The following is an 11,889-nucleotide window of genomic DNA, read 5'->3' on the forward strand; positions in this document are numbered from 1 at the left end:
CGCCGGCCCGACCCCTGCCCCCGGGGTCCGGCTCCGCCGTGCCGGGGGCCGGGGTCGGGGTCCGGGCGGGTCGGGTCGGTAGATTGGCCGGGTGCTCTCACGCCTCACACGTCTGCCGCGCCCCGCCGCCCTGGCCGTCTGCGCCGCGCCCGTCCTCGGGCTGTTCGCCGTAGCGGCCCTCGCGCCACTGCCCTACGTGGTCGCCGTGCCCGGGCCCACGGCCGACGTGCTGGGCTCCGACCAGGGCAAGCCCGTCATCTCGATCACCGGTGCCCCGGTCCGCGACACCAAGGGGCAACTCCGCATGACCACCATCCGGGCCACCGGACCGTCCTCGACGATCAAGCTGCACGAGCTGCTCGGGTACTGGTTCGGGACCGGCGAGGCCGTCATGCCCCGCGAGGCGGTCTACCCGTCGGGCGGAAGCGACAAGGAGATCGAGGAGCACAACCTGGAGGAGATGACCAAGTCCCAGTCGGCCGCCTCCCAGGCCGCCCTCGGATTCCTGCGCAAGGACCCGAAGGACGTCAAGGTCGAACTGAACCTCGCCGACGTCGGCGGCCCGAGCGCCGGCCTCCTCTTCTCCCTCGGCATCGTCGACAAGCTCGACGGCGACGGCAGCGGCGCGGACCTCACGGGCGGCCGGAACATCGCCGGTACGGGCACCATCAGTGCCGACGGAGCGGTCGGCCCGGTCGGCGGAGTGGGTTTGAAGACGCAGGCCGCGAAGCGCGACGGAGCGAGCGTGTTCCTCGTGCCGAAGGCCGAATGTTCCGATGCCCGGGCGGAGTTGCCCGAGGGGCTGCGACTGATCCCGGTCACTTCGCTGACGGACGCGGTGAACTCCCTGCGGGCGCTGAACCGGAACGGAGAGGTTCCGTCCTGCTGACCCGCGACGGGCTCCGGTCCAGGCCGCGCCAGGCCGGGAAGACCAGCGGCGTCAGCGTGGTCAGCACGTAGACGCCGCCGAACAGGAGCAGGGCGGGGACGACTCCGAAACCGTCGACGAGCAGCCCCGCGGCGAGTCCGCCCATCGGCATGGCCAGCTCGCCGCCCGCCGTGGACACGCTGGAGACGCGGCTGCGGAGCTCCTCGGGGACCAACTCGTATACGACGGTGCTCAGGATCGGGTTGAGCACGCCCGCGCCCAGGCCCGCGAGGGCCATGGTGACCGCGAGCGGCAGCGGGGTGTCGGTGAAGGCGGCGACGACGTAGCGGGCGCCGCCGCAGAGCAGGAAGGCGACCGTGAACACCGCACGGCGGGGGAACCGCTCGCCCCACACCCCGTACAGCAGGGCGCCCAGCAGCGCGAAGCCGCCGAAGAGGGAGACCATCAGGCCGAGGGCCGTGGGCCCGCCGAGGGCCTCGTCGCCGTGGACCGGCAGCAGGACCGCGGACCAGCCCTGGTCCAGCCCGTTGGTCACCATCACCATCACGGTGATGCCCAGTAGCAGCCGCGAGCGGGTCAGGAAGGCCCACCCTTCGGCCAGTTCGGTCCGGTACGAGGCGAACGAGACCTTCTCGGCGAAGCGTTGGGGTTCGGCGGCCGGAACTCCGTGCAGGAAGGCGGCGACCAGCAGCGCGGAGGCGGCGAAGGTCGCCGCGTCCACCAGCAGCACGGTCCCGGCGCCGAAGGCCGCGATCAGCAGGCCCGCCACGGCGGCGCCGATCATCCGGGCCCCGCGCGAGACGGCGTCGTAGAGGCTCGCGGCCCGGGCCAGGCTGGTGCCGGCGTGCTCGGCGAGGCTGGGCAGCAGGACGTAGCGGGAGGTCAGGCCTGGGGTGTGGACGAGGCCGGTGACGGCCATCAGCGCGCACAGCATCCAGAACTCCAGCAGCCCCGCGTGGTGCAGCAGCGGGATCGCGCCCACGGACAGGGCGCAGACCAGGTCGGAGGCGGCCGAGACCCGGCGGCGACCGATCCGGTCGATGACGGGGCCGCCGACGAGCGCGGCCACGACGACCGGCAGGGTGGCGCAGAAGGCGACGATCCCGGCCCGGCCGGCGCTGCCCGTGGTCTGGAGCACGAACCACGGGACGCCGATCAGGGTGAGCGAACTTCCGGCTGTGGAGATCGTGTTGGCGGCCAGGACCGCCGCGAAGGGCCGACGGTTCACGCGGCGCGCCGGTGCATGCGGGCGTGGACGTGCGCCGGCTGCATCAGCCGGATCCCGGCGGCCACCAGCGCCTCCCCGAGCCGGTTGCGCAGGGCGGGCAGGGTGGGCAGCGGGCGCGCTGCGGTGGCGGTCGCGGGCGCGGCCTGGTGGGCGAGGTGCCAGGCGGCGGCCTCGGCGGCGAGCTCGGTGGTGCGGGCGGCGTGGTTCAGGGCGTGGTCGAAGGCGTGCACGGCAGGACTCCTTCAGGGCATGGGTGAGCTCGGGTCGGCGCGGGAGGGTCGGCGCGGGAAGAACGGGTTGCGCGGGACGGGCGGGTGGCGCGGACTACGCGCGGTCGCGGCGCGGCAGCGTGTGCGTGTGGATGCGGACGGCCTCCGCCCCCTCGGCGGGCGGCAGGTCCCGGTAGCCGTTGATCAGGTCGTGGACCCGGTGCGTCAGCTCGTGGGCCTGCTCGGGGGTCAGCCGCAGCGTGAAGTCACTGATGCCCGAGGCGCGGCGCCATTCCTTGCTCCAGTGGACGGCGTCGCCGATCCAGGTGTTGACCTCCTGCGCGTGGATCGTGGCGATCTCGTGCAGGAAGGCGTCGGCGGCGCCGCGCGTCTCGGGGTCGTCGTCGTACATGAGCGTTTCGTCGAACTGGGTGCCGTCGTGGGCCGCCCGCCACCAGCGCTCACGGCCCTTGCCGTGCTCGGGCGCGTCCTCGACGAACCCGTGCGAGGCGAGCTGGCGCAGGTGGTAGCTGGTGGCGCCGCTGGACTCGCCGAGCCGTTCGGCCAGCTGTGAGGCGGTGGCCGGCCCGTTCTGCCGCAGCGCGGACAGCATGCGGATGCGCAGCGGGTGGGCGAGGCCGCGCAGGGAGCGGGCGTCCAGGGTGCGGACGTTGGGTGCGGGGTTCCGGGTCTCTTCCTCGGGCATGCCTCAACAGTAGAGTTGCAAAGACTTCTGTGCAAGGGATTCTTTGCATAGAAGTCTTTGGAACTTCCGGGGGGTCGCGCGGCGCCTCATTCGTCCTCGTCCGCCGCCGCCTGCTCCACCAGCGGGATGATCCGCAACGGCACCGGGTTCTCCATGACGATCGCCGTCGAGGCCCGCACGATCCCCTCGAAGCCCACGACCCGGTCGATCACCCGCTGGAGGTCGGCGTTGGAGCGGGCCACGAGGCGGCACAACATGTCCCCGTGCCCCGTCGTCGTGTGCAGCTCCAGCACCTCCGGCACCCCGTCCAGGTGGGCCCGCACGTCGGCGCCCTGCCCCTGCTTGATCTCCAGGGTGGCGAAGGCCGTCACCGGGTACCCGAGGGCCGTCGGGTCCACCTGCGGGCCGAAGCCGCGGATCACGCCCTTCGCCTGGAGCCGGTCCAGGCGCGCCTGCACGGTGCCGCGCGCCACCCCGAGCCGGCGGGAGGCCTCCAGGACGCCGATCCGCGGCTCGCGGGCCAGCAGGACGATGAGCCGGCCGTCGAGCTCGTCGATTCCCATGGGGTTCCTCCCGCTGCTCCGGAGCTGGTCATACTGCACAGATCTCTCAGTCATTCTGCGGCCGGGCTGGTCAATATGTACAGCTGAAATCGAAACTATTGCGCAGCTTGTGGAAGGGCGGGAATCTGCGCTCATGACTGAGACCCTCGACACCACCCCGGCCACCGCGCGTGAGGCAGACCCCTTCCCGGTGAAGGGCATGGACGCGGTCGTCTTCGCCGTCGGCAACGCCAAGCAGGCCGCGCACTACTACTCGACCGCCTTCGGCATGAAGCTCGTGGCCTACTCCGGACCGGAGAACGGCAGCCGCGAGACGGCGAGCTACGTCCTCACCAACGGCTCCGCGCGCTTCGTCCTGACCTCGGTCATCAAGCCCGCCACCGACCACGGCCGCTTCCTCGCCGAGCACGTCGCCGAGCACGGCGACGGGGTCATCGACCTCGCCATCGAGGTCCCGGACGTCCGCGCCGCCTACGAGTACGCCGTCGCGCAGGGCGCCCGCGGCCTGGACGAGCCGTACGAGGTCAAGGACGAGCACGGCACCGTCGTCCTCGCCGCGATCGCGACGTACGGGCAGACGCGCCACACGCTGGTCGAGCGCGGCGAGTACACCGGGCCCTACCTGCCGGGCTACGTGGCCGTCGAGCCGATGGTCGCCGCGCCCGCCAAGCGGACCTTCCAGGCCATCGACCACTGCGTCGGCAACGTGGAACTCGGCCGCATGAACGAGTGGGTCGCCTTCTACAACAAGGTCATGGGCTTCACGAACATGAAGGAGTTCGTGGGCGACGACATCGCGACCGAGTACTCGGCGCTGATGTCCAAGGTGGTCGCGGACGGCACCAAGAAGGTCAAGTTCCCGATCAACGAGCCCGCGATCGCGAAGAAGAAGTCGCAGATCGACGAGTACCTGGAGTTCTACGGCGGCCCCGGCGTCCAGCACATCGCCCTCGCCTCGAACGACATCGTCGCGACCGTCCGCACGATGCGCGCGGCGGGCGTCCAGTTCCTGTCCGTCCCGGACAGCTACTACGACACCCTCGGCGAGTGGGTCGGCGACACCCGCGTGCCGATCGACGAGCTGCGCGAGCTGAAGATCCTGGCCGACCGCGACGAGGACGGCTACCTGCTGCAGATCTTCACCAAGCCGGTGCAGGACAAGCCGACCGTCTTCTTCGAGATCATCGAGCGCCACGGCTCGATGGGCTTCGGCAAGGGCAACTTCAAGGCCCTGTTCGAGGCCATCGAGCGCGAGCAGGACAAGCGCGGCAACCTGTAGCCGCCGCGCGGGTCACCTCCGCCGCGCCGACCACGTCCGAGGGTCCCGCCCCCGCCCCCGCCCTCCGGCGGGGCCGGGGGCGCCCCGCGTTCAGCGGGCCGAGGGGGCGGGCTTCGGCGCCGCGGGCTTCGGGGCGGCCGGCTTCGGATCCGTCTTCGCGTCCGCCCCGGGGGCCGTCTTCGCATCCGCCTTCGGAGCCGCCTTCGGGTCCGCCTTCGGAGCCGGCTCCGGCTTGGGCTTCGGCTTGGGCTTCGGACGGGGCTTCGGCATCTCCGGCGCCACCCACGGCTTGCTGGGCTGCATGTTCTCCGGTCCACCCGCCGCCTGTTGCCCGATCGCGGCCAGCGCCTCCTTCGCCAACGGTCCCCGGACCGGTGAGAAGAGGGGGTTCGTCCGCAGGGTCTCCTGGAGGTGCCGACGGGCCGCCTCGTCGTCGCCCAGACCCCGCTCGATCATCGCCCGGTGGTAGGAGAACTCGGCGCTGCGCAGCCCGAGCTCGGTGGCCTTCTTCGCGTACTCCAACGCCGCCGCGTCCTCGCCCAGCTTGTGCAGGGCCCACCCCAACGCGTCCGCGACCTGCACGCTCTTGTGCCGCGACCACTCCGCCGACAACCGGCGCACCGCCGCCGACGGATCGCCGTGGTCCGCCTCGAACAGGCCGAGCACCAACTCCTCGTTCACCCCGTTCGTCGTGCCCCGCGCCGCCAGCGCCGACAGCGACCCGTACGGCGCGCGCGCCTCCTCGTCCCGGCCCAGCGACTGCAGCAGCTCGCCCAGCTCCAGCGCCAGCCGCGGCGCCGGGGTCCGGCCCAGCGCCAGCCGGTAGTCCCGCACCGCCTCCCCGGAACGGCCCAGCGCGGCCAGGGCGCGGGCCCGGCCGCCCAGCGCTTCCGACTGCGCCGGGTCCGTCCGCAGCGCGGCCTCGAACTGCCGCATCGCCTCGGCCGTCTCGCCCCGCTCCCAGGACATCTCCCCGAGCCGGTACAGGACGTACGCCTTCTCCGCGGGCGCCTTCGCCGCGCCCCCGGCGTGCTCCAGCGACACCACCGCGTCCTCGCGCCAGCCCCGGTCCCGGTAGACCTGGGCGGCCCTCAGGTGCGACACCAGGCCCGGCCGGAGCTCCGACAGCCGCTCCATGGCCTTCTCCGCGGCCTTGTAGTCGCCGAGGCCCGTGTACGCGTCCACCAGGACCGGGTACGCCGTCCAGCGCTTCGGCGCCTGCGCACGGACCAGCTCGCCCCACTTCTTGCCCGTCCCGAAGTCCCGCCGGGCGTTGGCCAGCGCGCCCATGGCCGTCATCGCGTCGAAGTTGCCCTTCTCCGCGGGCCGCACCTCCAGCGACCGCTTGAGGGCCTTCTCCGCCTTCGGGAACCAGCCGGGATCGGCCGTGCGCCGCGACTGCTCCAGGTACGCCGACCCGAGCACCGCCCACGACGCGTCGTCGTCGGGATGCCCCGCGAGCCACCGCTCCCGGTCCGCCACCAGCGCAGTGAGGTCCACCGCCGCCGGCGGTGCGCCCATGCCGACCGCCGAGGCGGCCCGCTCGGTGGGCCCCGGCGGCCGGGCGTCGTCGGCCGTGCGGGCCGGGCGGATCAGCAGGGCGCCCGCGATCAGGACCACGGCGACCGCGGCCGCCACGACCGTCTTGCGGCCGGTGAAGGTCACGGGCGGCGCGGGCTGCTGCGATTCCTCGTCGATACGGTCCATGGGGTCACTGTGCGTCAATATGAAGAGCGCGCCGAGGTGTCCGAAGCCGGTCGCGGCCGTGTTCACACCGATGGCCCCGGCTGTCACGCTGGCCCCATGGCTGATGACCTCTCCGCACGGCTCTTCGCGCGCCTCGCCGAAGGACTCCCTCCCGAAGCCCTCCTGACCGACCCTCAGGTGACCGCCTCCTATTCCACCGACATGGCGAGCTTCTGCGCCGCCGGCACCCCGGCCGTCGTCGCCCTGCCCCGGACCGTCGAACAGGTCCAGCACGTCCTGCGCACCGCCACCGCCCTGCGGGTCCCCGTCGTCCCGCAGGGCGCCCGCACGGGCCTGTCGGGCGGCGCCAACGCCGCCGACGGCTGCATCGTGCTGTCCCTCATCAAGATGGACCGCATCCTGGAGATCTCCGCCGTCGACCGGATCGCCGTCGTCGAGCCCGGCGTGGTCAACGCCGTGCTCTCGCGGGCCGTCGCCGCGCAGGGCCTCTACTACCCGCCCGACCCCTCCAGCTGGGAGCAGTGCACCATCGGCGGGAACATCGGCACCGCCTCGGGCGGCCTGTGCTGCGTCAAGTACGGGGTCACCGCCGAGTACGTGCTCGGCCTCGACGTGGTCCTGGCCGACGGGCGTCTGATGCGCACCGGGCGGCGCACGGCCAAGGGCGTCGCCGGATACGACCTGACCCGGCTCTTCGTGGGCTCCGAGGGCAGCCTCGGCGTCGTCGTCGGAGCCGTCCTCGCGCTGCGGCCCGCGCCGCCCCGGCAACTGGCGCTGGCCGCCGAGTTCCCCTCCGTCGCAGCCGCCTGCGAGGCCGTGTGCGCCGTCATGGAGGCGGGCCTGGCGCCCTCGCTGCTGGAGCTGATGGACCGGACGACCGTCCGCGCCGTCAACGCCCTCGGGAAGATGGGCCTGCCCGAGACCACCGAGGCCCTGCTGCTGGCCGCCTTCGACACCCCGGACGCCGCCGCCGGACTGGACGCCGTCGCCGCCCTGTGCGAGGCCGCCGGGGCCACCGCCGTCGTCCCGGCCGAGGACGAGGCGGAGTCCGAACTGCTGCTCCAGGCGCGGCGGATGTCCCTGACCGCGCTGGAGGCGCTGCGGCCCGCGACGATGATCGACGACGTGTGCGTCCCGCGGTCGCGGCTCGCCGAGATGCTCGACGGCACGGCCGCCATCGCCCGGACGTACGACCTGCTCATCGGCGTCTGCGCGCACGCGGGCGACGGCAACACCCACCCGGTCGTCTGCTTCGATCCCGCCGACGAGGACGAGGCGCGGCGGGCCCGCGCGTCCTTCGACGCGATCATGGAGCTGGGGCTGGAGCTGGGCGGCACCATCACCGGCGAACACGGCGTCGGTGTGCTGAAGAAGGAGTGGCTGGCCCGCGAACTGGGGCCGGTCGGACTGGAGATGCAGCGCAACGTCAAGCACGCCTTCGACCCGCTCGGCCTGCTGAACCCGGGCAAGCTCTTCTGACGCAACCCGCCGGGCGGGGCGCGCCGGACGCTCCCGCGCCGGACCTGCCCGCATCACGCGTCCCCGTCCGCCGACTCGTCCGAGGGCCACGGGTCCCGCAGCCACAGGTCGTCGGCCGGGGTCGGGGTGAGCAGTTCCGCCAGCGCCGCGTCCAGGCCGAGCCGGTCGGCCTCGGTCCCCGGCGGGACGACGCGCAGCGTCCGCTCCAGCCAGGCGGAGACGGAACCGGCCGGCGCCTCCAGCAGGGCGTCGCCGTCGGGGGAACTGAGGGCCATGCACAGGACCGCCTTGTTGTCGATCTTCGTCGGCCAGATCCGGACGTCCCCGTGCCCGCACGGACGGAACACCCCCTCGACGAGCAGCTCGCGGGCGAACGTCCAGTTGACGGGGGCGCTGGAGCCGGTGTGGAAGGTGATGTGCACCGCGAACGGGTCGTCGAGGAGGTAGAGCAGGCGGGCGGGGACGGGGACGGCACGCTCGGGGGACAGGACCAGCTTGAGTTCCAGCTCGCGCTCGATGACGGGGTGGTGCATGGCGGCCTCACTTCGGTGCGTTCGTGTCCGGGCGCGGGGCCGGACCGGGCCCCGCACCCGCAGAGAGCGCACCGGGGGCCGGTGATGACGCGAGTCCGGGCAACGAACCGCGAATTGGCCGAAATCTTTCGGGTGACCGAAAGTCGACGCTCGGGGGCGGGCGGGGCCGGTCCGAGCCCGTCCCGGGGTCGCCGCGGGGCGAATAAAGGGCCGAGGTTCGCCCGAAGGCTTGGAATCTCCCGTTACCGGACCTGTCGGGAGGGGGTTCTTGGCTATGGTCCTCCCCTTGGGTCCTCCCCTGCACAAGCCTCAAGCCACGATCGGAGTTGGGGACATTGACGGCCTCCCCTGGTGACGGCGATCACGCTGCCCGCGAGGGCTACTACCCCGACCCGTCCATCCCCGGGTACGTCCGGTACTGGAACGGCGCGGCCTGGGTGCCGGGCACGAGCCGCCCCGCCGCCCCCGCGGACGAGACCGGGCCGGTGTTCCTCGACCAGACCTCCGTGACCGAGGCGCTCCCCGAACCGGAACCCGAACCCCGGCCCGCGTCGCCGGGCTGGCAGGCCGACCCCGCGCACCAGGCCGGCTTCGGCGGCCCCCGTGACGTACGCGTCTCCTGGGGCGGCCCGGGCGAGCCGGAACCCGAACGCCGCCCCGCCGGGATCTCCCTGGCCCGGGACGCGGCGCAGGCCGCGCCCCCCGCCCCCGCCGATGCCCCCGTACCCGCTGCCGCCGCCGCGTCCGCGTCCCCACCCGCCGCCGCGTCCGCCGCGCGGCGGCTCCCGACGCAAACCGCGTCCGAGAGCGTGGGCATCCTGTCGGCCCGTCCGCCCGCCTGGCCCGACGCCCCCGGCGGCGGCGTGTCCGGACTGACCTCGTCCTGGCCCGAGGCGACCCCCGCCCGGTCCGCCGCACCGCAGGCCGCCCCGCCGGACGCGGGCCACCCCGCCCGACGGACCCGGACCGCGCCCTGGGAGGACGAGGCCCGCCGGGCTCCCGCCGCTCCCGCGCCCTGGGAGGACGAGGCCCGCCCGGCTCCCGCAGCTCCCGGTCCGGCCCGCCCCACCGCCACCCGGGCCCCGGCCGCCGCGCCCTGGGAGGAGGAGGCCCGCGGGGTCCGGCCGACCGGGTCCCGGTCCGAGGCCGCCGAGTCCGCGCCGACCCGTACCCCGGGTGCCGGGGAGGCCCGCGCGGAGCGGCCCCGTCCGGCCGTCCCCTGGGACGACGAGGCCCGCCGCGGGCCCGAGCCCCGGCGCCGCCCCACCCTCCCGGAGAACCCGCCCCGGCCGCCCGCGCCGGTCACCACCCGGGCCGTCTTCGAGCGCATGGCCGAGCGGGCGGTGCGCCCCGCCGGGTTGGTCCGCCGCACCCTGGCCCGCGTCCTGGACTCCGTCGTCCTCGGCGCCTTCGCGGCCGGGGTCGCCGTGCCGTTGGTGCCCCGGGTGACGGACCACCTCCAGGCCAAGGTCGACGCGGCCCGGGGGAGCGGACACACCACCACCGTGTGGCTCCTCGACGCCACCACCGCCGGGTACGGGTGCCTGCTGCTGGCCGCCGTACTGCTCTTCGGGCTGTTCTACGAGGTGCTGCCCACCGCCCGCTGGGGCCGCACCCCGGGCAAGAAGCTGTGCGGCGTCCGCGTCCTGACCGTCGCCACGCTGCGCCCGCCCGGCTTCGGCGCGGCCCTGCGCCGCTGGCTCGTGGGGGCCCTGTTCGGCCTGCCGGGCTGCCTGCGGTCCCTCTTCGACCGGACCCGTCGTCAGGCCTGGCACGACCGGGCGGCCGGCACCTACGTAGCGCGGTAGGCGCAGCCCCTACCCCGAACGGACGCGGTCCCGTTGCGAGTCGGGCGGGCCCGGGTTCGACTCGGGCCATGAGCACCGACCAGCCGCCGCCGGGCCAGCCGCCCGAGGACGACCCGTTCCTCAAGAAGCCCCAGGAACCGACGCCTCCGTCGGGTGGCTCGCCGTACGGCCCGCCCCCCGGTGGCGGCGGGTACCCCCCTCCGCCGCCACCCGGAGGCCCGGGCGGCGGATACCCGCCCCCGCCGCCCCCGTACGGCGGTGGTGGCGACCCGTACGGCGGTGGAGGCGGCTACGGCATGCCCGATCCGCTGGCCGGGATGCCGCCGCTCGCGGACTTCGGCAAGCGGCTCGCGGCGCGCGTCATCGACGTGCTCATCGTCGGGGTTCCGCTCTACCTGATCCAACTCCCGTTCAACACGCGGCGCTACATGGTCGACTCGAACCGCGGCGAGGACGCGACCGAGATCATCACCCGCTCCTACAGCGGTACCGGCCTGGTGTGGACGCTGATCTCGATCATCGCGTACGTCGGGTACGACTGGTGGTTCACCAAGAAGAACGGCCAGACCCTCGGCAAGAGGGCGATGGGCCTGCGCACCGCGATGCTCAACGACGGCAGCGTGCCCCCCTCGAACGCCGCGCTGAGCAGGGCCGCGCTGCTGTGGATCCCGACCCTGGTCTGCTGCCTGTGCCTGTGGCCGCTCGCCCTGATCGTGTCGATGCTCATCGACAAGCCGTACAAGCAGGGCCTGCACGACAAGGTCGCCAAGACCGTGGTGGTCAGATCGGCGACCTGACCCGGTCGGCCCGTTGCGGGCGACCGTCCCCGGAAGGGGGGCGGTCGCCCGCACCCTTGTGTCCGGGCCCGGTGGCGGCCGGGCCCGGTGGCGCGGGAGCTCGGTGGCGGGGAGCTCAGTGGTGCACGGGGTGTTCCGCGTCGGCCCTGGCGGGCCCGGTGGCCGGGGAGGTGCCCTCCGGGGCGCCCTGACGGCCGGTCGGGGCGGCGTGCCGGCCGCGGCGGCGCGGCGTGGGCACCGTCAGCGCGACCAGGAGCCCGAGGGCGAGCGCGGCGGCGGAGATGACCGCCACCCCGAGCCCCGTGCTCGTCTGCGAGAGCAGGAGCATGGCGATCGTCGACACGATGACGGTGGCGGACCCGTAGGCGAGCTGTGCGGCAGTCGGTCGCGGCATGACGTTTTCCGTCCTCAAGGCGGGGGAGGGGGGAGACCGCTCGACAGGTGCGCGTGTCAAGTGAGTCCCTGACGGGATTCCCGAGGCGACCGACCGGTAAGCGCGACCCGACCCCCGCTGTCGGAGCACAGGGGGCGCACACGGGTCACCCGCCGGCCGGTTTCGAGGGGTTCTCGACCGGTCTTCGAGCGATCTCCGAGCGACCTTCGAGGAGAAGGGGAGGCGGGTCCTTCGCCCCGGAAGGACCCGTAAGGCTGCGGAACGTCCGAATAGCGGAACTGACTGACCGCATAGTGC

General features: G+C 73.7%; 12 protein-coding genes. 5 read left to right on the forward strand and 7 right to left on the reverse strand.

Annotated elements, in window-relative coordinates:
• Positions 1-91: 91 nt before the first annotated feature.
• Positions 92-889, forward strand: coding sequence for a S16 family serine protease (locus ACFVS6_RS24525; RefSeq protein WP_389706897.1), 798 nt, complete (start codon positions 92-94; stop codon positions 887-889).
• On the opposite strand, the gene ACFVS6_RS24530 is transcribed toward ACFVS6_RS24525, so the two are convergent.
• The 4 genes from ACFVS6_RS24530 to ACFVS6_RS24545 all read right to left on the reverse strand — a co-directional run bounded on the left by ACFVS6_RS24530 (position 819) and on the right by ACFVS6_RS24545 (position 3,595).
• Positions 819-2,117: an MFS transporter gene (locus ACFVS6_RS24530; protein ID WP_389706899.1), complete on the reverse strand. Its 1,299-nt coding sequence runs from the start codon at positions 2,115-2,117 to the stop codon at positions 819-821. The genes ACFVS6_RS24525 and ACFVS6_RS24530 overlap by 71 nt on opposite strands.
• Positions 2,114-2,347, reverse strand: a complete 234-nt coding sequence (locus tag ACFVS6_RS24535) for a hypothetical protein (protein ID WP_389706901.1) — start codon at positions 2,345-2,347, stop codon at positions 2,114-2,116. The genes ACFVS6_RS24530 and ACFVS6_RS24535 overlap by 4 nt, the downstream gene beginning before the upstream one ends.
• Before the next feature lie 94 nt (positions 2,348-2,441).
• On the reverse strand, positions 2,442-3,032 hold the full coding sequence (locus tag ACFVS6_RS24540) for an ArsR/SmtB family transcription factor (protein WP_388900069.1): 591 nt from the start codon (positions 3,030-3,032) through the stop codon (positions 2,442-2,444).
• Between the two features lie 86 nt (positions 3,033-3,118).
• A complete protein-coding gene (locus ACFVS6_RS24545; RefSeq protein WP_389706903.1) occupies positions 3,119-3,595 on the reverse strand; it encodes an Lrp/AsnC family transcriptional regulator in 477 nt (158 codons plus the stop codon).
• Positions 3,596-3,728: 133 nt separating this feature from the next.
• Between ACFVS6_RS24545 and hppD the strand changes: the two genes are divergently transcribed.
• Positions 3,729-4,874, forward strand: coding sequence for a 4-hydroxyphenylpyruvate dioxygenase (hppD, locus tag ACFVS6_RS24550; protein ID WP_389706905.1), 1,146 nt, complete (start codon positions 3,729-3,731; stop codon positions 4,872-4,874).
• Positions 4,875-4,964: 90 nt separating this feature from the next.
• Here hppD and ACFVS6_RS24555 read toward each other — a convergent pair whose 3' ends face one another.
• Complete coding sequence (locus ACFVS6_RS24555) at positions 4,965-6,581, reverse strand: tetratricopeptide repeat protein (protein WP_389706906.1); 1,617 nt, start codon at positions 6,579-6,581, stop codon at positions 4,965-4,967.
• Positions 6,582-6,677: 96 nt separating this feature from the next.
• On the opposite strand from ACFVS6_RS24555, the gene ACFVS6_RS24560 reads away from it, so the two are divergent.
• On the forward strand, positions 6,678-8,060 hold the full coding sequence (locus tag ACFVS6_RS24560; protein ID WP_389706908.1) for an FAD-binding oxidoreductase: 1,383 nt from the start codon (positions 6,678-6,680) through the stop codon (positions 8,058-8,060).
• A gap of 53 nt (positions 8,061-8,113) precedes the next feature.
• Here ACFVS6_RS24560 and ACFVS6_RS24565 read toward each other — a convergent pair whose 3' ends face one another.
• The gene (locus ACFVS6_RS24565; protein WP_389706910.1) at positions 8,114-8,593 is read right to left on the reverse strand and encodes an SsgA family sporulation/cell division regulator; all 480 of its coding nucleotides are present in this window, start codon (positions 8,591-8,593) and stop codon (positions 8,114-8,116) included.
• Between the two features lie 335 nt (positions 8,594-8,928).
• On the opposite strand from ACFVS6_RS24565, the gene ACFVS6_RS24570 reads away from it, so the two are divergent.
• Positions 8,929-10,401 (forward strand): RDD family protein, encoded by a 1,473-nt coding sequence (locus ACFVS6_RS24570; RefSeq protein ID WP_389706912.1) that lies wholly within the window; start codon positions 8,929-8,931, stop codon positions 10,399-10,401.
• 68 nt (positions 10,402-10,469) lie between these two features.
• On the forward strand, positions 10,470-11,198 hold the full coding sequence (locus tag ACFVS6_RS24575) for an RDD family protein (RefSeq protein ID WP_389706914.1): 729 nt from the start codon (positions 10,470-10,472) through the stop codon (positions 11,196-11,198).
• 115 nt (positions 11,199-11,313) lie between these two features.
• On the opposite strand, the gene ACFVS6_RS24580 is transcribed toward ACFVS6_RS24575, so the two are convergent.
• Entirely contained in the window at positions 11,314-11,592 is a 279-nt protein-coding gene (locus ACFVS6_RS24580) for a hypothetical protein (RefSeq protein WP_389706916.1), read from the reverse strand.
• Positions 11,593-11,889: the final 297 nt, after the last annotated feature.

The organism is Streptomyces sp. NPDC057939, from assembly GCF_042887545.1.
Classification (GTDB): domain Bacteria; phylum Actinomycetota; class Actinomycetes; order Streptomycetales; family Streptomycetaceae; genus Streptomyces.